General features: G+C 72.2%; 19 protein-coding genes. 13 read left to right on the top strand and 6 right to left on the bottom strand.

Features of this window, described 5'->3' with window-relative positions:
- Nucleotides 1–84 precede the first annotated feature (84 nt).
- Nucleotides 85–1,134: a type III polyketide synthase gene (locus IW249_RS07475; RefSeq protein ID WP_196920079.1), complete on the top strand. Its 1,050-nt coding sequence runs from the start codon at nucleotides 85–87 to the stop codon at nucleotides 1,132–1,134.
- Nucleotides 1,135–1,158: 24 nt separating this feature from the next.
- A complete protein-coding gene (locus IW249_RS07470; RefSeq protein WP_196920078.1) occupies nucleotides 1,159–1,806 on the top strand; it encodes a flagellar basal body-associated FliL family protein in 648 nt (215 codons plus the stop codon).
- A gap of 9 nt (nucleotides 1,807–1,815) precedes the next feature.
- On the opposite strand, the gene IW249_RS07465 is transcribed toward IW249_RS07470, so the two are convergent.
- Nucleotides 1,816–2,508 (bottom strand): hypothetical protein, encoded by a 693-nt coding sequence (locus IW249_RS07465; RefSeq protein ID WP_196920077.1) that lies wholly within the window; start codon nucleotides 2,506–2,508, stop codon nucleotides 1,816–1,818.
- A 327-nt stretch (nucleotides 2,509–2,835) separates the two neighbouring features.
- Here IW249_RS07465 and IW249_RS07460 point away from each other — a divergent pair, with 327 nt between their 5' ends.
- Genes IW249_RS07460 through IW249_RS07445 form a run of 4 tightly spaced genes read left to right on the top strand, consistent with a single transcriptional unit; the run spans nucleotide 2,836 to nucleotide 5,611 of the window.
- Nucleotides 2,836–3,321 carry a CarD family transcriptional regulator gene (locus IW249_RS07460; protein WP_007073334.1) on the top strand — a complete coding sequence of 162 codons (486 nt, stop codon included), beginning with the start codon at nucleotides 2,836–2,838 and terminating at the stop codon, nucleotides 3,319–3,321.
- A gap of 56 nt (nucleotides 3,322–3,377) precedes the next feature.
- Nucleotides 3,378–4,073, top strand: coding sequence for a 2-C-methyl-D-erythritol 4-phosphate cytidylyltransferase (gene ispD, locus IW249_RS07455; protein WP_196920076.1), 696 nt, complete (start codon nucleotides 3,378–3,380; stop codon nucleotides 4,071–4,073).
- A 13-nt stretch (nucleotides 4,074–4,086) separates the two neighbouring features.
- A complete protein-coding gene (gene ispF / locus IW249_RS07450) occupies nucleotides 4,087–4,572 on the top strand; it encodes a 2-C-methyl-D-erythritol 2,4-cyclodiphosphate synthase (protein WP_196924679.1) in 486 nt (161 codons plus the stop codon).
- Between the two features lie 10 nt (nucleotides 4,573–4,582).
- Nucleotides 4,583–5,611 carry a tetratricopeptide repeat protein gene (locus tag IW249_RS07445; RefSeq protein ID WP_196920075.1) on the top strand — a complete coding sequence of 343 codons (1,029 nt, stop codon included), beginning with the start codon at nucleotides 4,583–4,585 and terminating at the stop codon, nucleotides 5,609–5,611.
- Here the strand turns inward: IW249_RS07445 and IW249_RS07440 are convergent.
- Nucleotides 5,608–6,804 carry a homogentisate 1,2-dioxygenase gene (locus tag IW249_RS07440; protein ID WP_196920074.1) on the bottom strand — a complete coding sequence of 399 codons (1,197 nt, stop codon included), beginning with the start codon at nucleotides 6,802–6,804 and terminating at the stop codon, nucleotides 5,608–5,610. The two genes, IW249_RS07445 and IW249_RS07440, sit on opposite strands and share 4 nt — an antisense overlap.
- Nucleotides 6,805–6,898: 94 nt before the next feature.
- On the opposite strand from IW249_RS07440, the gene IW249_RS07435 reads away from it, so the two are divergent.
- From IW249_RS07435 to IW249_RS07410, 6 genes are all read left to right on the top strand, one after another.
- Nucleotides 6,899–7,768: a hypothetical protein gene (locus IW249_RS07435; RefSeq protein WP_196920073.1), complete on the top strand. Its 870-nt coding sequence runs from the start codon at nucleotides 6,899–6,901 to the stop codon at nucleotides 7,766–7,768.
- Complete coding sequence (gene fahA, locus IW249_RS07430; protein ID WP_196920072.1) at nucleotides 7,765–8,961, top strand: fumarylacetoacetase; 1,197 nt, start codon at nucleotides 7,765–7,767, stop codon at nucleotides 8,959–8,961. Before IW249_RS07435 ends, fahA begins: the two co-directional genes overlap by 4 nt.
- 176 nt (nucleotides 8,962–9,137) lie before the next feature.
- The gene (locus IW249_RS07425) at nucleotides 9,138–9,347 is read left to right on the top strand and encodes a DUF397 domain-containing protein (RefSeq protein WP_030327888.1); all 210 of its coding nucleotides are present in this window, start codon (nucleotides 9,138–9,140) and stop codon (nucleotides 9,345–9,347) included.
- 144 nt (nucleotides 9,348–9,491) lie between these two features.
- Complete coding sequence (locus IW249_RS07420; protein ID WP_196920071.1) at nucleotides 9,492–9,974, top strand: SRPBCC family protein; 483 nt, start codon at nucleotides 9,492–9,494, stop codon at nucleotides 9,972–9,974.
- A gap of 82 nt (nucleotides 9,975–10,056) precedes the next feature.
- Complete coding sequence (locus IW249_RS07415; protein ID WP_196920070.1) at nucleotides 10,057–11,313, top strand: outer membrane protein assembly factor BamB family protein; 1,257 nt, start codon at nucleotides 10,057–10,059, stop codon at nucleotides 11,311–11,313.
- Between the two features lie 101 nt (nucleotides 11,314–11,414).
- Nucleotides 11,415–11,777, top strand: coding sequence for an LPXTG cell wall anchor domain-containing protein (locus IW249_RS07410; RefSeq protein ID WP_231392440.1), 363 nt, complete (start codon nucleotides 11,415–11,417; stop codon nucleotides 11,775–11,777).
- Between the two features lie 352 nt (nucleotides 11,778–12,129).
- On the opposite strand, the gene hisC is transcribed toward IW249_RS07410, so the two are convergent.
- From hisC to hppD, 4 genes are all read right to left on the bottom strand, one after another.
- Nucleotides 12,130–13,233, bottom strand: coding sequence for a histidinol-phosphate transaminase (gene hisC, locus IW249_RS07405; RefSeq protein ID WP_196920068.1), 1,104 nt, complete (start codon nucleotides 13,231–13,233; stop codon nucleotides 12,130–12,132).
- Complete coding sequence (locus tag IW249_RS07400; protein WP_196920067.1) at nucleotides 13,230–14,195, bottom strand: RDD family protein; 966 nt, start codon at nucleotides 14,193–14,195, stop codon at nucleotides 13,230–13,232. The genes hisC and IW249_RS07400 overlap by 4 nt, the downstream gene beginning before the upstream one ends.
- A 156-nt stretch (nucleotides 14,196–14,351) precedes the next feature.
- Nucleotides 14,352–15,053 carry an RDD family protein gene (locus IW249_RS34165; protein ID WP_196920066.1) on the bottom strand — a complete coding sequence of 234 codons (702 nt, stop codon included), beginning with the start codon at nucleotides 15,051–15,053 and terminating at the stop codon, nucleotides 14,352–14,354.
- 11 nt (nucleotides 15,054–15,064) lie between these two features.
- Nucleotides 15,065–16,270, bottom strand: coding sequence for a 4-hydroxyphenylpyruvate dioxygenase (gene hppD, locus IW249_RS07390; RefSeq protein WP_196920065.1), 1,206 nt, complete (start codon nucleotides 16,268–16,270; stop codon nucleotides 15,065–15,067).
- A gap of 139 nt (nucleotides 16,271–16,409) precedes the next feature.
- Here hppD and IW249_RS07385 point away from each other — a divergent pair, with 139 nt between their 5' ends.
- Nucleotides 16,410–16,913, top strand: a complete 504-nt coding sequence (locus IW249_RS07385) for an Lrp/AsnC family transcriptional regulator (RefSeq protein ID WP_112588124.1) — start codon at nucleotides 16,410–16,412, stop codon at nucleotides 16,911–16,913.
- Nucleotides 16,914–16,961 lie beyond the last annotated feature (48 nt).

Here is a 16,961-nt window from a genome sequence, read left to right as displayed (position 1 = left end):
CCGGGCTCGCACGGAAGGACGACCGGCCGAGGCGGCTGGTGGGACGGCCAGGGGGAGGACAGCATCTGACGAGAGGTGGGGATCGTGTCCGTACCAGTGATCGCGGGGCTCGGGACAGCGCAGCCGCCGTCCGCTTCGCAGGACGAGTTGTGGGAGGGCTTCTTCTCCCGGCACTTCTCCGGCACCACCCGGTCGTTGGCCCAGCGAATCTTCGCCAACTCGGGGGTGACCCGGCGGCAGGCGGCGGTCAACCCGCTGCTGGAGGACGTCTCGGACTGGCCGACCGAGCGCCGGATGCGCCGCTACCAGGTGGAGGCGCTGCCGCTGGGCAAGGAGGCGGTGGGTCGCGCGTTGACGGCGGCCGGGCTGAGCGCCGGCGACATCGGGCTGTTCATCGTCTGCTCCTGCACCGGGTACGCCACCCCGGGTTTGGACATCCTGCTCGCCCGGGACCTGGGCATGGCCGCGGACACCCAGCGGATGTTCATCGGCCACATGGGCTGTTACGCGGCGCTGCCGGGGCTCGGCGCGGCCAGTGACTTCGTCGCCGCCCGGGGGCGTCCGGCGCTGCTGCTCTGCGCGGAGCTGACCAGCCTGCACATCCAGCCGTCCAGTGCCCGGGTGGACACCCAGCAGATCGTCTCCCACGCGCTCTTCTCGGACGCCGCGGTCGCCGCCGTGGTCGTGCCGGGTGGCCGGGGGTACGCGGTACGTGAGGTCACCGCCGTCACCGACACCTCGACCGCCGACCACATGACCTGGGACGTCACCGACGCCGGGTTCCGGATGGGGTTGTCGCCGAAGGTGCCGCAGGTGCTGTCGAGGCACGTCCGCGGGCTGGTTGACGACCTGTTGGCCCGGCACGGCGTGGCCAGCTCCGAGGTGGACGGTTGGGCGGTGCACCCGGGCGGGCCGCGGATCCTCAACGTGGTCGAGCGGGAATTGGAGTTGCCCCCACTGGGGCTGGCGGCGTCCCGGGCGACGCTCGACGAGCACGGCAACTGTTCGTCGCCGACCGTCCTGCTGATCCTGGACCGGTTGGGTCGGGCGACCCCGGCGGCTCGGCGCATCGTCATGCTGGCCTTCGGCCCCGGCCTCACCCTGTACGCCGCCCTGCTGGATCGACAGGACTGAGCCTCCGGCCGGTACGCTCACGGGGTGGATGCGACCTCGGACGACCGGCTGCGCTCGGTGGTCCTGTTTGGCGCGGCGGTGGCCGTCCTGGTCGCCGGTGGCTGGTGGTGGCGTGCCGCCGCGCCCGCGTCGACGGCCGGGACGGCTGTCCCTTCGGCGGCGGCGGTGCCGTCGGTCGGGCCGAGCATCAGCACCCCGATGGAACGTCTCCTCGCTGCTGAGGAGCCCGATGAGCGGGTGACGGTGAGGTTGGACCCGAACACCGGCGAGGTCCTTCGGGTGCGCAAGGGCTCGCACGTGGTGCTCGACCCGGCGACGGGCTCGATCACCGACATCGAGGGCGATCCTGCGGTGCTCTTTCCCGCGGGTGAGCTGCCCTCGTTCCAGATGACGATCTGGCGGGAGGAGCGGGAGCTCGCTCCTGGCCAGGATGTGACCCGGCAGGCCAGCGACGACGGCTCCCGCTACCTGCTCCAGTACCGGTGCACCCGGCCGGGCACGCTGGCGGTGACGAGCGACGAGGCCAAGATCAACGGTCAGCCGCGCATCGACTGCGACGGCACGGTCGCCAGTGCCGAGGTGCTGCCCGGTGGCGGGCCGTTCCGGCTGTCGCTGTCGGCCGTCGAGCGGCCGATCGACATCCAGGCGCAGCTCGTCGCGCTGCCCCGGTAGGCGCGCCGGTCAGGCGGCCAGGGCGCTGAGGTCGTTCCGGTAGGACTCGACAGTGCCCAGGTCGGGCAGCACCCGGGTCACAGTGCCGGCCCGGTCGACCAGCAGGGCGGTCGCGGTGCCGGGGCGGGCCGGCTGGCCGAGGAACGAACGCAGACCTCCGGCGGGGTCGGCCAGGGCGCGAGCCTGTCGCTCGATGGTGGGCCTGGCCGGTGCCGTCCGCCCTGGGCTGACGGTGACCACGGAGACGCCGGCGGGCGCGGCCGCCAGGGCGTCGGTGACCCGGTCCGGGCAGGGGCAGCCGTCCAACAGAATGATCATGGCGGGTAGCAGGCCGCGCAGTGGCACGGGTGCGTCGTCGGCGTCGACCAGGTCCAGTGCGGGCAGCGCCCGACCGGTGAGGGTCGCGGGTGGTGAGTAGGGGGCCGGGTTCGGCCGGTCGGCGCCGCGGTTGGCGCGCGGCCAGGTGACTGCCAGCAGGCCGGCCAGCGTGGTGAGGACCGCCACCAGCAGGACCACCAGGGGCAGGCCCAGGGCCCGGTGGCCGCCCGGGAGGCCACTGGCCCGGCGCAGCTCACGGCGGACCTGAGCGGCCTCGGCGGCCAGTGCGGAGGCGTCGTCGGGAACCACCACGCGGCCCCATTCGGGCGGTAGGCCGGGCAGGCCGTCGGCTGGCCCGTGACCCTCTGCGTCCGGCTTGCCCATCGGACCTCCTGGAAGCGTCTCGAGAGCGGAGTGCGGCTCGGTCTCCAGGGTCCCGCACCAGGGGCTCCTCGCGCTACATCTGGGCGCGGTCCTGCTGGCCGGGCTACCATGGAGGAGCGCATAGCCCTTGATCTCGACGTTCTGTTCACCCGTACCGGGCAGTCATTTGTGCGTTACGGAGCGTGTTCGAACCATCGGTTTGACCGCCTGTCAAGCTGAAGCAAGACCTCTCACAGGGCCCCTGAGCTGCGCCAACGGTCAGGACATCGGTGAGACATCGGTGCCTGAGCGTGTTACCCTAGACACAGCGAAAGGGGTTTCGAACCTATGGTTTTCAGTGTCGGCGAGACCGTTGTTTACCCCCACCACGGGGCCGCACTCATCGAGGCAATCGAGACTCGGGTCATCAAGGGCGAGCCTAAGCAATACCTCGTCCTGAGGGTCGCGCAGGGTGACCTGACGGTCCGGGTGCCGGCCGAGAACGCCGAGATCGTGGGCGTCCGTGAGGTGGTCGGCGAAGAGGGCCTCGGCAAGGTCTTCGACGTTCTGCGGGCTCCGCACACCGAGGAGCCGACCAACTGGTCGCGGCGTTACAAGGCCAATCTGGAAAAGCTGGCTTCCGGCAACCCGCTGAAGGTCGCCGAGGTCGTGCGTGACCTGTGGCGCCGGGAGCGGGAGCGGGGCCTCTCTGCGGGCGAGAAGCGGATGCTCGCCAAGGCCCGCGACATTCTCGTCGGCGAGGTCGCGCTGGCCGAGAAGAGCACCAAGGATGAGGCGGAGACGCTGCTCGACAAGGTCCTCACCGAGGCCTAGTCCGCACAGCATCGTCGTACCCACTTCGTAGTGAAGAAACCACCGAGGACCGCGACGTGACCGCGCAGCTCAATCCGCGCGGTGACGTCGCGGTCCTCGTGCCTGCGGCGGGTGCCGGCGTCCGGCTCGGCCCCGGCCGACCCAAGGCGCTGCGCCTGCTCGCCGGTGAGCCGCTGTTGGTGCACGCCGTGCGTCGACTGGCCGCCGCGCCTTCGGTGCACACCATCGTGGTGGCCGCGCCGGCCGCCGAGGTGCAGGCCGTCCGCGAGCTGTTGGCCCCGATCGCACCGGTGATCGTGGTGCCCGGCGGTGCGGAACGGCAGGCGTCGGTGGCCGCCGCGCTGGCAGCGGTGCCCGCCGGCCCGACGATCGTCCTGGTGCACGATGCCGCCCGGGCGCTCACCCCACCCGAGCTGGTCGAATCCGTCGCGGCGGCGGTCCGTGGCGGGTGTGACGCGGTGATACCGGTCCTGCCGGTCGTCGACACGATCAAGGAAGTCGGGGCCGACGAGGTGGTCCTCGGCACCGTCGACCGTTCCGCCCTGCGCGCGGTGCAGACCCCGCAGGGTTTCCGGCGGGCCGTGCTCAACGCCGCGCACGCGGCCGCCGGTGACTCCCTCACCGACGACGCCGGGCTGGTCGAGAAGCAGGGCGTCGCGGTGAGTTGCGTGCCCGGCTCGGAATACGCCCTCAAAATCACCCGACCGTTCGACCTGGCTCTGGCCGAGCATCTGCTTGCCGCAGCCGGCTGACGCGTACCCTCTGATCATGATCGTTCCCCGGGTGGCCATCGGCACCGACGTGCACGCGTTCGAGCCGGGTCGGCCCTGCTGGGTGGCCGGGCTGCTCTGGCCCGACCAGGACGGCCTCGCCGGGCACTCGGACGCTGACGTGGCCGCGCACGCCGCCTGCAACGCGCTGCTCTCCGCCGCCGGTCTCGGTGATCTCGGTTCCGCCTTCGGGGTGGGCCAGCCGGAGTGGGCCGGCGCGTCCGGGGTGGCGCTGCTGACCGAGACGGCCCGCCGGGTGCGGGCCGCCGGCCTGGAGATCGGCAACGTATCCGTGCAGGTCATCGGCAACCGCCCCAAGATCGGCCGGCGTCGCGCGGAGGCGCAGGAGGTCCTCTCCGCCGCGGTCGGCGCCCCGGTCACCGTCTCGGCGGCGACCACCGACGGGCTCGGCTTCGCCGGGCGTGAGGAAGGCTTGGCCGGGGTCGCGGTGGCCCTGGTGTACGACGCGCCGGCCGCCTAAGCTCGCCGCGATGTCCAGCGACCCCGCCCCCGACCAGTCCGCCGCCGACGGCTACGTCCAGCGGGCCCAACTCCTCGCCGAACTCGGCCGCTACGACGAGGCGGCCGGAGAGCTGGCCTACGGTCTGGCCCTCCAGCCGGATGACGTGGACGCGCTCACCATGCTGGCCCGGGTGCACCTGGCCGCCGGCCGCCCGGCCGAGGCGCTCACCGCAGCCGACACGGCCGTGGCTGCCGCACCGGAGGCCCTGCCGCCGCTGGTGGCCAGGGGGATGGCCCTGGCCGACCTGGAGCGCTACAGCGAGTCGGCGGCCACCGCCGACCGGATCCTCGCCCTCGGCCCGACCGCCGCGTACGCCCAGCGGAGCGCGGCGGCGATCCTGGCCGGCGCCCGCAACGGTCAGCCGGCGCTGAACGCGGCCTGGCGCGGCGTCGAGTTGGCCCCGCAGGAGCCGCAGGCGCACCTGGTGCTCAGCCTGGTCGCCGCCCGCCTGGACCTGTTCGACCTGGCCGAGCGGGCCTACCGCGAGGCGCTGCGGCTCGACCCGCGGCTCGCCGAGGCCGGCCACGACGTGGGGGTCATGCGGCTGGAGCAGCGCCGTTGGTCGGAGGCGTTGGAACACGTCGCGGAGGCGGTGACGGTCAGCCCGAGCCGGATCGACTCGCCGCGAACCCTCGCGTACGGGCTGCACCGTCTGGTGCTCTACGGCGCGGGCTGGTCGCTGGTGGCGGCGGTACTTGTCGCGTTCTCGGCGTCGGCGAACGACGGGTTCTCCCGCATCGTGGCGGTGCTCGCCGCGCTCACCGGCGGGATCGTCGTGTGGCAGCTCGCGGCCCGGCTGCCGGGGCTGACCCGGACCGTCCTGCCCGCCCTGCTGCACTCGGACCGCGCGATGGCCCTGGCCGTCTACGCAGTGGCCGCCGCGCCACTGCTGTTGCTGGTGTACGCCATGGTCGGCTCCCCGTGGCCCCTTGTGCTGGCCATCGCCGTCACGGCGGTAGCCGAGTTCGCGGTCTTCACCAGAACCGCGATCCGCTAGCCGCGACGCGCCCAGGTCCAGGCGTACCCCTCGTCCTCGCAGGCGCTGGCGGCGCCGCAGAGATCCAGTGGGCGGAAGGTGTCGACCATGACGGCCAGCTCGTCGAAGTAGTCCGCGCCGATGGAACGCTCGGCGGCACCCGGCTGGGGGCCGTGGGTGAAACCGGACGGGTGCAGCGAGATCGAGCCCTGCTCGATGCCGGAGCCGCGGCGCGCCTCGTAGTTGCCCCCGGTGTAGAAGAGCATCTCGTCGGAGTCGACGTTGTGGTGGTTGTACGGCACCGGGATCGACTGCGGGTGGTAGTCGACCTTGCGGGGCACGAACGAGCAGATGACGAAGTTGGGCCCCTGGAAGGTCTGGTGCACCGGCGGGGGCTGGTGGATACGGCCGGTGATCGGCTCGAAGTCGTGGATGGAGAACGCCCACGGGTAGAGGTGCCCGTCCCAGCCGACCACGTCGAACGGGTGGTTGGCATAAGTGTGACGAGTCCAAGCAGTGCCGCTGCCACCGGGACCTGCGGCCCGGGACCGGTGGCGGACCAGCACCTCGACCTCCTCGTCGTCGACGAGCAGCGGGGCATCGGGGCCGCGGACGTCCCGCTCGCAGTACGGCGAGTGCTCCAGGAACTGGCCGCGCACGGAGAGGTAGCGCTTGGGCGGGCCGATGTGCCCGGACGCCTCGACGGCGAGCAGTCGGACGGGCTGGTCGCCGGTGGGCACCAGCCGGTGGATGGTCGAGGTGGGGATGACGATGTAGTCGCCGGCGACCGCGTCCAGCACCCCGAACGGGGACTCGACCCGCAGGGTGCCCGACTCGACGTAGAGGCAGTGGTCGCCGGTGGCGTCGCGGAACAGCGGCGAGGGCCGGTCGGCGAGGACGTACCCGATCCGTACGTCGTCGTTGGCGAGCAGGTACTGCCGGCCGAGGATGGGGTCGGAGCCGCCGGTGTCCAGTTTGTGGGTGCGCAGGTGGCGGGGCTTGAGCGGCAGGTTCGGTGCCCGGGTGAACGCGGCCGGGGTGAACTCGTCGGCGGCCAGGATCGCTGTGGGCGCGTGCCGGTGGTAGAGCAGGGACGAGTCGGAGGAGAAGCCTTCCTGGCCCATCAGCTCCTCGGCGTAGAGGCTGCCGTCGGGCTGCCGGAACTGGGTGTGGCGCTTGCGCGGCACCTCGCCGACGCTGCGGTAGTACGGCATCTCGCCTCCCGATATGTCCCGTTCACCGGCCGAAGGCGTCCGATAATCGGACGCTGTTGTCCGTTCCTCGTAGCGTCCCGTACATTCTTGTTCCGTGTCAACGCAGGTGCCCGCACTCCTCCACGGCCTGGTGGACGACGCCGCCGTCTTCCCGCCGGGCAGCGCCGCGCTGCACGATGCAGTGGCCGCCCACCGCCAGCACCGTGCCGCCTGGTACGCCGACCTGGTCGGCCCGCTGTTGATCCCCGCCTCGGTCGTGGCCGCCGGTGAGCTGAGCGGTCTCGTCGACCCGGACGAGGGCCTGGTCGTCGGCGTGATCGGTGACACCGGGATCGGGAACCTGCCGTCGGCACTGTCGTTTCTCGCCCCGGACGGCGTCACCGCGCGTCAGGTCGAGGTGGCGGTCGCCAAACGTGGCGAGGACCCGCTGCCCGGCGTCGCCGAGCTGCTGCGGCTGACCGACGCGCTACCGGGCGTGGAGGCCGTCTACGCCGAGCTGCCGCTGACCTTCGGGCTGATGGGCGCGCTGGACGCGCTTGTCGCCGCGCGGGCCGACGGGGTGCCGATCGCGGCCAAGTTCCGCACCGGTGGCCTGGCCGCCGAACTCTTCCCCACCCCGACCGAGCTGGCCGCGGTGATCTGCGCCTGCCGGGACCGGGGCCTGCCGTTCAAGCTCACCGCCGGGCTGCACCAGGCGATCCGACACCTGGACCCGGAGACCGGTTTCACCCACCACGGCTACGCCAACGTGCTGGCCGCCACCCTGGCCGCCGCCGACGGTGACGGGGCGCGCTCGGTCGCCGAACTGCTGACCATGGTCGACCCGCGTCCCCTGGTGGAGCGCGCGACGGCACGGCTGGACGGGCCTCGCCCCCTGTGGGTGGGCTTCGGCTCGTGCAGCATCCTGGAACCACTGACCGATCTGATCCGGCTTGGGCTGGTGAACGGGGGCTACGACGCATGACCTGGGTGACCGGCGCCGACGGTTCGCCGTACGGGGTGACGAACCTGCCGTACGGGGTGTTCCGGCAGAACGGGGGTCAGCCGCGGATCGGCGTACGGATCGGGTCCTGGGTCTTCGACCTCGCGGCGGCGGAGACCGCCGAGCTGGTGCTGGCCGCCGGCACGCTGTGCCGGCCCGTGCTCAACGACTTCATGGCGCTGGGCCGTCCGCAGTGGACTGCGGTGCGGCAGCGGATCACCGAGCTGCTGACCGACCCGGCGCACCGGGCCGCGGTGGAGCCGCTGCTGGTGCCCCTCGACGACGTGGAACTGCTGCTCCCCATCGAGGTGGCCGACTACGTCGACTTCTACTCATCCGTTCACCACGCGTCGAACGTCGGGCAGATCTTCCGCCCCGGCCAGCCGCCGCTGCTGCCCAACTGGAAGCACCTGCCGATCGGCTACCACGGGCGGGCCGGCACCGTGGTCGTCTCCGGCACGCCGGTGACCCGGCCGACCGGGCAGCGGGCCTCCGCCGAGGGCCCTGTCACCGGCCCATCGGTACGCCTCGACATCGAGGCAGAGGTCGGCTTCGTGGTGGGCGTACCCAGCGCGCTGGGTGACCGGGTCGCCGTCGACGACTTCACCGAGCACGTCTTCGGGGTCGTGCTGGTCAACGACTGGTCGGCCCGGGACATCCAGGCCTGGGAGTACCAGCCGCTCGGCCCGTTCCTGGGTAAGTCGTTCGCCACCTCGGTCTCGGCCTGGGTGACGCCGCTGGACGCCCTCGCCGACGCCAACGTGGCGGCCCCCGACCAGGACCCGCCGGTGGTCGACTACCTGCGGGACGTGCCGCACCTGGGCCTGGACCTGCGCCTGGCGGTCGAGTGGAACGGCGACCAGGTCAGCGAGCCCCCGTTCGCCACCATGTACTGGACCCCCGCCCAGCAGTTGGCGCACCTCACCGTCAACGGCGCGTCGCTGCGTACCGGTGATTTGTACGCCTCCGGCACCGTCTCCGGCCCGGAGCGGGGACAGGTCGGGTCCTTCCTGGAACTGACCTGGGGAGGGGCCGAGCCGGTCACTGTGGGCGGCGAGAGTCGTACTTTCCTCAACGACGGCGACACGGTGACCATCACCGCCACCGCGCCCGGCCCGGACGGCACCACCATCGCCCTCGGTGAGGTATCCGGCACGGTTCGTCCGGCCCGCTGAGCGGGCACCCGCCGCCCGTCTCGTGCACGGGACCCGTGATCGCACCGGCTGTGCGATCACCGGCCCTGGTTGATCCGTTGAGCGTCCGGATTCCGTTGCCACACCGCGCAATCCGAGCCGGGCTCTGCCCGGCTGCCAGCGGTGGGGCAATCCCGACGCACACGGAGGTAACGACGATGCACGATCTTGCGGGCGCGGTCTGGCGTACCAGCAGCCGCTCAAACGACCAGGGGCTCTGCGTGGAGGTGGCGGACAACCTTGTCGATGTCCATGGTCTGGTCGGAGTCCGCGACTCCAAGGACCAGGCCGGTCCCACACTCGCGGTCAGCCCGCCGGGGTGGACGGCGTTCATCGGCGCGATTCGGGCCGGTCGCTTCGAGCGCTGACCGGCGCTTCGGCGCCGATCGACGACGACCGGTGCCGAAGCGACCGCCCAATCGGACAGCGTGGCCCCCGGGTGGTGGAAATTCCGTCCCGGGGGCCACGTCCGGCCCTCACTCCGCGTACCGTCGGGGACACGGGAGGGTGGCATGTCGACGGTGGCGATTACCGGGATCATCGAGGCGCACGCTGTCGATGTCTGGCGTCTGCTGACCGATCTGCCCGGCCGCGCGGCCCGATTGACCGCAGCCGGCCCGATCGAGGTGCTCACTCCTGGTCAGTTCGGGCCGGGCACCTCCTGGCGCGAGGAGCGGGTCCAGCCGGGCGGCGGCACGCTGACCGAGGAGTTCCTGGTGGTGGAGGCGCTCGCGCCGCAGCGACTGGTGCTCTGTTCCTCCGGTGCCGGCGCCGACTACCGCATCACCTGGAGCCTGCGACCGGTCCGTCGCCGCCGTCGGGGTTGCACGGCGATCACCGTCACCCAGGAGGCGGTGCCGACCGCTCCGTACGGTCGGGTGGTGGCGCTGCTGCTCGGCGGGCTGGCCGCCAGGGCGGTCGAGGCGGCGCTCCGGCGTGACCTCGCCGATCTGGCCGTCGCGGCCGGTGCCACCGGCTCCGTCGAAGCCGCCTGAGCGTCAGCCGGTCACCCCCTCGCCGTGACCTGACCGGGGTCCGGCCCCCTCCGCTGGGTAGGGTGCCGGGCGGAGGTGCGGCATGAGGTTCCCGAGAGGCCGGCGGCGGCTGGTGATCGCGGTCGCGGCGCTGCTCGCGACGGCGGCCGTCGTGGTCATCGTCCACCGGGTCCTCGCGCCGGCAGAGGTGAGCACCGTGGCACGGGCCGACTATCCGGCCCCGGCCCGACCGGCTGCCGGAGTGATCGGTCGATTGCCGGTCGCCCCGCTGATCGTCGACGGCAGACTGCGGGTGTACGCCGCACACCGCCAGGTCTACGCCGACCGGCCGGTCGACGGGCGGTACCGGACCAGCCCGTACTGGTCGTACCGGCGGTGGCCGGCGGAGCTGACCGGGGTGGTGGCCAGCGGCAGCACTGTGATCAGCCGCTGGTCGGACGGGCAACTCGTCGCACTCGACGCCCGGACCGGCGGGGTGCTCTGGCGAACCGACGGCCCGAAGCCCGCCGAGAGCGAGGCGTTGGTGCGGCGAACCGGGGCGGCGACCGTCTGGGATGCGCCAGGGCTCCACCTCACCGACCTCCCCGACGGGCGGGTCGTGCTGGTGGCGACCGGGGATGCCCAGGCACGCGGGGTCGAGCTGAGCGGCGGTCGGGAACTGTGGCGGGTCGAGCTGCCCGGCAGGTGCCGCAGCGATGTCGGCACCACCGCCGCCGGGCAGTTGATCGGTCTGGACACCTGCGCCGGGCCGGCCACTGTCGAGTTCCGGGACGCGGCGACGGGCGCGGTGCGGGAGCGTTGGCGACCGCCGGGCGGCCCGGACGCGTTGGTGGTGACGCCGCTGGGCTGCCGTACCGGCTGGTCGGACTGTCTGGGGCTGCGGACCGCCGGGCCGGGCGACGAGGGCGGTCGGGGTTGGCTCTTGGGTGCCGGTCCGCCGGTCGCGGCCCCGGCGCTGGACCCGGCTGGCGGCGCGCTGGTCGGTGAGCAGTCGGTCGCCGTGCTCGACGGCGTCGTGGTGGGTCGATCGGCGCGTACGGGCACCGAGCTGTGGCGGTCCACGGGCCTGGGCTCGGCCCGGGTGCTGGCCGGGCAACCTGGCCGGGTGCACCTGCTGACCGAGACGAACGACCTGGTGACGCTTGATCCGGCGACCGGGCGGCAGTTGTCCCGCTTCGCGCTCAACGTCGGCTCCGATGGGACCGGCTGGGCGCCCGGGGCGGTGACAGCCGAGGACGGGTTCGTCGCGGTCGAGCGGCTCCGCAAGCCGGTCGACCCGACTGGCGACGACCGGCGCTACTACTACACCGGCGAGGCGGTGATCCTGGCCGCCACCTGATCGTGGCGTCTTCGATCTCGGAACACCGAACCGTTCCGTGCTCTTTGTCGCAAAAGGGTACGTTTTTCATGGTTCAGGTTTCCGGTGGAAGGGGTCGGCGCATGGCCAGGACAGCAGCCAACTACCTCGTGGGCGGCGCGCTCGCCGCCACCGCGAGCCTGGCGTTGGCGGTGTCGCCGATGCTGGCCGCTGCGGACCCTGCCTCGGCGCGCGGGTTCAGCGCCGCCCAGCCCGAGCCGTCGGCGGGCGGCGGCGTCACGTTCGAGATCCTGCCGGCGTCGCCGACTCCGCCCCCGACCCAGCCGCCACCCACGTCCACGCCGACGGCACCACCCCAACCCACACCCAGTCACGGTGAGTTGCCGGTCACTGGGTCGGGTGGGTCGGCGCTGCTGCTCGCCGTGCTGGGCGCAGCCCTGGTCGTCGTCGGTTGGTTCGTCGCCCGCCGGAGACGACCGAGCTGATGAGCCCGGCCCGAGTCGGCGACCGGGCTGCCGCTCGCTGTCAACGGCCAGCCGGGATGCGCTCCCTCGGGTGACCGGTGGGAGGTTGACCGGACCGGCGGGAACGGCGGGCCAGCATGGCGAGACCGACGACCAGCAGCAGGCTCATGACGGCCGCCGCCACTGTCCAACCGGAGAAGATCCGGGCGTCTCGACCGACCTTGCCGTCGGGGTCGAGGGTGAGGCGCGGTGGCGACTGGCGGTGGTCGACGGAGCGCCCTAGGGCACTGGCAGGCGGAGCAGTTGAGTGCTGCCCCGCCCGCCTGGTCCTTCGTTCCCTGCCGGTGCGCCGGTGCGGTGCCGCCACGACGGCTCAGGCCAGGGCGGCCTCGGCCGCTGCCAGGAACGCGTCGTTCTCGGCCGGGGTGCCGATGGTGACCCGGACCCCGTCCCCGGCGAACGGCCGGACGATCACACCGCGCGCCTCGCACGCCTTGCCGAACGCCACCGCCCGCTCGCCCAGCGGCAGCCAGACGAAGTTGGCCTGGCTCGTCGGCACCTCGGGCACGAACTTGCGCAGCGCCTCGGTGACCCGGTCCCGCTCGGCGACGACCAGGGCACAGCGGCGCTCCATCTCCGCTACCTGGGTCAGCGCGGCGAGCGCACCGGCCTGGGCTGCCGTGCTGCTGGAGAACGGGGTCGCCACCTTACGGATGGCGGCGGCCACCACCGGCTGGGCAACCAGCCAGCCCATTCGCAGCCCGGCGAGGCCCCACGCCTTCGACAGCGTGCGCAGCACCGCCACGTTGGGCCGGTCCAGGTAGTCGAGCCCGTCCGGCACCTCCGGGTCGGTGACGAACTCCCGGTACGCCTCGTCGATCACCACCAGCACGTCGTCCGGCACCGCGTCGAGGAACCGGTCCAGCTCGGCCCGGCGCACGGCCGTACCGGTGGGGTTGTTCGGGTTGCAGACGAAGATCACCCGGGTCCGGTCGGTCACCGCCGCGGCCATCGCCGCAAGGTCGTGCCCGTACCCGGCGTCGTTGGGCACCCGCACGCTGGTCGCGCCGCTGGTCGCCACGATGATCGGGTACGCCTCGAACGACCGCCACGAGTAGAGCACCTCGTCGCCGGGCAGGCAGGTCGCCCGCACCAGGTGTTCGGCGAGCGCCACCGAACCGCAGCCGGTGGCGATCCGGTCGGCGTCCACCCCGTACCGCTGGGCCAGCGCGTCGCGCAGCGCGACCACGCCCATGTCCGGGTAGCGGTGCGAGGTGGTGATCGCCTCGGTGACCGCCTCCACCACCCCGGGCAGCGGCCCGTACGGCACCTCGTTGCTGGCCAGCTTGATGGCCTCCGGCAGCCCCAACTCGCGGGCCAGGTCGGCGGGGCTGCGCCCCGGCACGTAGCTGGGCAGGGCGTCCAGGTCGACGCGGGTCAGCCGCAGCGCCGGCTGGTGACGTCCGGAGTCGGTCATGGGGTGTCTCCCGGGGGCTGGTTGCTGTCGTTCGAGGGGGCGGAATCGGTGCGGTAGGGGACCTCGACGACCACCGTCTGCGCGCGCCTGTCGTGCAGCGCCTGACGCAGGGGGTGGTCGAAGAGGGGGGAGAGAGCATCGACCAGTTGCAGCACCAGGCCGAGCCCGGCGCAGTACCAGAGCAGAGTTGGCAGGCCCAGCGTGCTCCACCGGCTCAGCGCCCTGCGGACGCCCAGCGGCTGGTCGGCGGCCATCGGCACCGCCCGGATCCGCATCACCCGCTTGCCGATGGTCTGCCCGCCGGAGGCCATTGTCGGCACCTCGTACGCCAGCCAGAGCGCGGTGGCGATCAGCAGGATCGCCACCAGCAGGGACCCGGCCTGCTCACCGGGCATGGGCAGGCCGTCGGCGGAGGTGTCGCCGCGCGCCGCGCGCCGGAAGACCTCCTGCCAGTACGGCGCCCACTCCTGCACCCAGCGCCAGACGAACCAGCCGTTGACGACCACGTTCAGTGCGAAGACGAGGCCGAAGTCGATCAGCCGGGCGACGAACCTCCGGCCGTAGCCGGCCAGTCTGAGGCCGTGCGGTCGCGGCTCGGGCGGTCGTCCGGGCCAGCCGGGATGACCGGCCGGAGGCGCCCAGCCGGGAGGGCTGCCCTGCGGGCCCCACCCGGGCGGGCCGGCCTGCGGTCCCCAGCCCGGGCCGTGGCCCGGTTGCGGGCCGTACCCCGGGGGTGGGCCCTGCTGCGGCGACCAGGCCGGCGCGCCGGTCGCCGAGTCGGGGGTCGTCGACGCCGCGGGCGCGGCCGGGGTGACCGGCGCGGGCGGCGGCTCGGGCGGCGGCGGGCCGTCCGGCGGGGTGGCGTCGACGGGAATGGGCGCACCGAGCCAGCCCTCGCCGTCCCAGTAACGCCGGGTCTCGGTGTCGGCGGGGTCGACATACCAGCCGGGTTGAACGCTCACGCCGTCGCTCCGCTTCGCTTCGCGGCGGCGCGAGGCGCCACGCTACTGAGCCTGCTGGTTCGCTCGCTGCGCTCGCTCACGCCGTCGCTCCGCTTCGCTTCGCGGCGGCGCGAGGCGCCACGCTACTGAGCCTGCTGGTTCGCTCGCTGCGCTCGCTCACTGGGACACCTTAACGACGACCGTCCCGGCGAACTTGTCATGGAGGCACTGCTGCCACGGCTTGTCCCAGAGCTGCCAGAACCCGTCGAGGTAGCTCAGCCCCGGCAGGAAGCCAGAGAGTTGCTGCACCAGGAACCGCTTCGCGGCGGCCCGGCGGTCGAGGGAGCGCGTCGGGTCCAGCGGCACGATCCGCAGGTTCATCATCTTCTTGCCGAAGGTCTGGCCGGTCTTGAACATCATCTCGACGTAATAGATGTACGCGAGCACGAGCGAGATCGCGATGATCCCCAGGTCGAGCCAGATCAGGGGCAGCAGGAGGTCGCGAACGAAGTCGACCTCGTCAACCGAGCCGTCCGACGCGAGCACTGTGATGTCGGGCGCAACGACAACGAGGAAGATGATCGCCGCGGGCACCGCGAGCACCAGGCCGACCACCATGAAGACCGCGGAGTCGAGCAACATGGCCAGTAGTCGATCGCTGAAGCTGGCCAGCGGCTGTCCGCCCGGGGTCAGCGTCGGGGGCGGGGCCGCCGGTCGCGGTGGTCCGCCATAGAACTGCGGCGGGGCGTACCCGGGTGGGGCGTACTGCGGCGGCGCGGCGTACCCGTGGGGGTGTGGGCCGGGTTGCGGCGCGAAGCCGCCGGCGGTGGGTCGGGGCCCACCGGCCGGCGGCGTCGGGTACGACGGAGGTTGCGTCACGCTCGCAAGTGTTACAGGTTGCCGCGGGCTTCCTGCTCCCGCTCGATGGCCTGGAAGAGCGCCTTGAAGTTGCCCTTGCCGAAGCCCAGCGAGCCGTGCCGCTCGATCAGCTCGAAGAAGACAGTGGGGCGGTCCTGGACCGGCTTGGTGAAGATCTGGAGCAGGTAGCCGTCCTCGTCCCGGTCGACAAGGATCTTGCGGGCCTTCAGCTCCTCGATCGGCACCCGCACCTTGCCGATCCGCTCGCGCAGCTCCGGGTCGTCGTAGTACGAGTCCGGGGTGTCCAGGAACTCCAGACCGGCCGCGCGCATCGCGTCGACGCTGGCCAGGATGTCGTTGGTGGCGACGGCGATGTGCTGCGCGCCGGGGCCCTGGTAGAACTCCAGGTACTCGTCGATCTGCGACTTCTTGCGGGCGATCGCCGGCTCGTTGAGCGGGAACTTCACCTTGCGGGTGCCGTTCGCCACGACCTTGCTCATCAGCGCCGAGTAGTCGGTGGCGATGTCGTCGCCGACGAACTCCGCCATGTTGGAGAAGCCCATCACCCGCTTGTAGAACTCGACCCACTCGTCCATCCGGCCCAGCTCCACGTTGCCGACCACGTGGTCGACGGCCTGGAAGAAGCGCTTCGGCTGGATGCCGGCGTCGATCATCGGCTGCCGGTCCACGATCGGGCCCCGGGCCACGAAACCGGGCAGGAACGGGCCGGTGTAGCGGGACCGGTCGACAAGCGTGTGCCGGGTGTCGCCGTACGCGGCGATGGCGGCCATCCGGACGGTGCCGTGCTCGTCGGTCACCTCGTGCGGCTCGACGACGCTGGCGGCGCCCTGCGCGATGGCGTGCGCGTACGCGGCGTCCACGTCCGGGACCTCCAGCGCGATGTCGCTGATCCCGTCGCTGTGCCGGGCCACGTGCTCGGCGCCGTCGGCGTCCGGGCGCACCGCGCCGGTCAGCACGAACCGGGCGGAGCCACTGGTCAGCACGTACTGGGCGTGGTCCCGGTAGCCCTGCTCGGGGCCGCGGTACGCCACGCAGGTCATGCCGAAGGCGGTGGAGTAGTAGTGGGCGGCCTGCTTGGCGTTGCCGACCAGGAAGTGCACGTGGTCGAGGCCCCGGACCGGGAACGGGTCGTGGCTGATGTCGTGGTCGACAGCGCCGACGAGCCGGTCGACGTCGACGTCCTCGGTCGACTGGGGTCGGTCGATCGCCTGGGTCATGGTGGGCTCCCTCGCGTACCGGCCGGCCTTGTGGGCCGCCGTGGTCGGTTCTTGTGGCGAGGATCGCTGCCCCGGCGTCGAGTGGGCAACTGTTGCCGGAAATGCTGGTCAAGTTGTGCATTCGGTATGGTCGTCACTCATGAATGGTGAGCAGAATGTACAGCTCGACGCGCTCGATGTGCGCTTGATCGAACTGCTCGCCGAGGAGCCGCGGATCGGGGTGCTGGAGTGCTCCCGGCGGCTCGGGGTGGCCCGGGGCACCGTGCAGGCCAGGCTGGACAAGCTCATCGAGCGGGGGGTCATCAAGGGCTTCGGCCCCGAGATCGCACCGGCCGCGATCGGGTTCGGGGTGACCAGCTTCGTCACCCTGGAGATCAGTCAGCGGCACGGCCACGACCCGGTCACCGCCCACCTCGCGGCCATCCCCGAGGTGCTGGAGGCGCACACCATCACCGGCTCCAGCGACCTGCTCTGCCGGATCGTGGCCCGCTCCAACACCGACCTGCAACGGGTCATCGACCAGATCGTCTCGTCCGCCGGCATCACCCGCGCTTCGACGATCATCGCGCTGGCCGAGCAGATCCCCTACCGCACGCTGCCGTTGGTGCGCAGCGCTGTTCGGGCCGAGGGAAGGGTGCTGTAACACCTCCGAGCCCAGAAAGCGCGGCGACACGGCGGCGCGGGCGTACGG

The organism is Micromonospora vinacea, from assembly GCF_015751785.1.
In the GTDB taxonomy this organism is placed as follows: domain Bacteria; phylum Actinomycetota; class Actinomycetes; order Mycobacteriales; family Micromonosporaceae; genus Micromonospora; species Micromonospora vinacea.
Note: the sequence above shows the minus strand (reverse complement) of the source record. Positions and strands in the feature narration are given on the sequence as shown.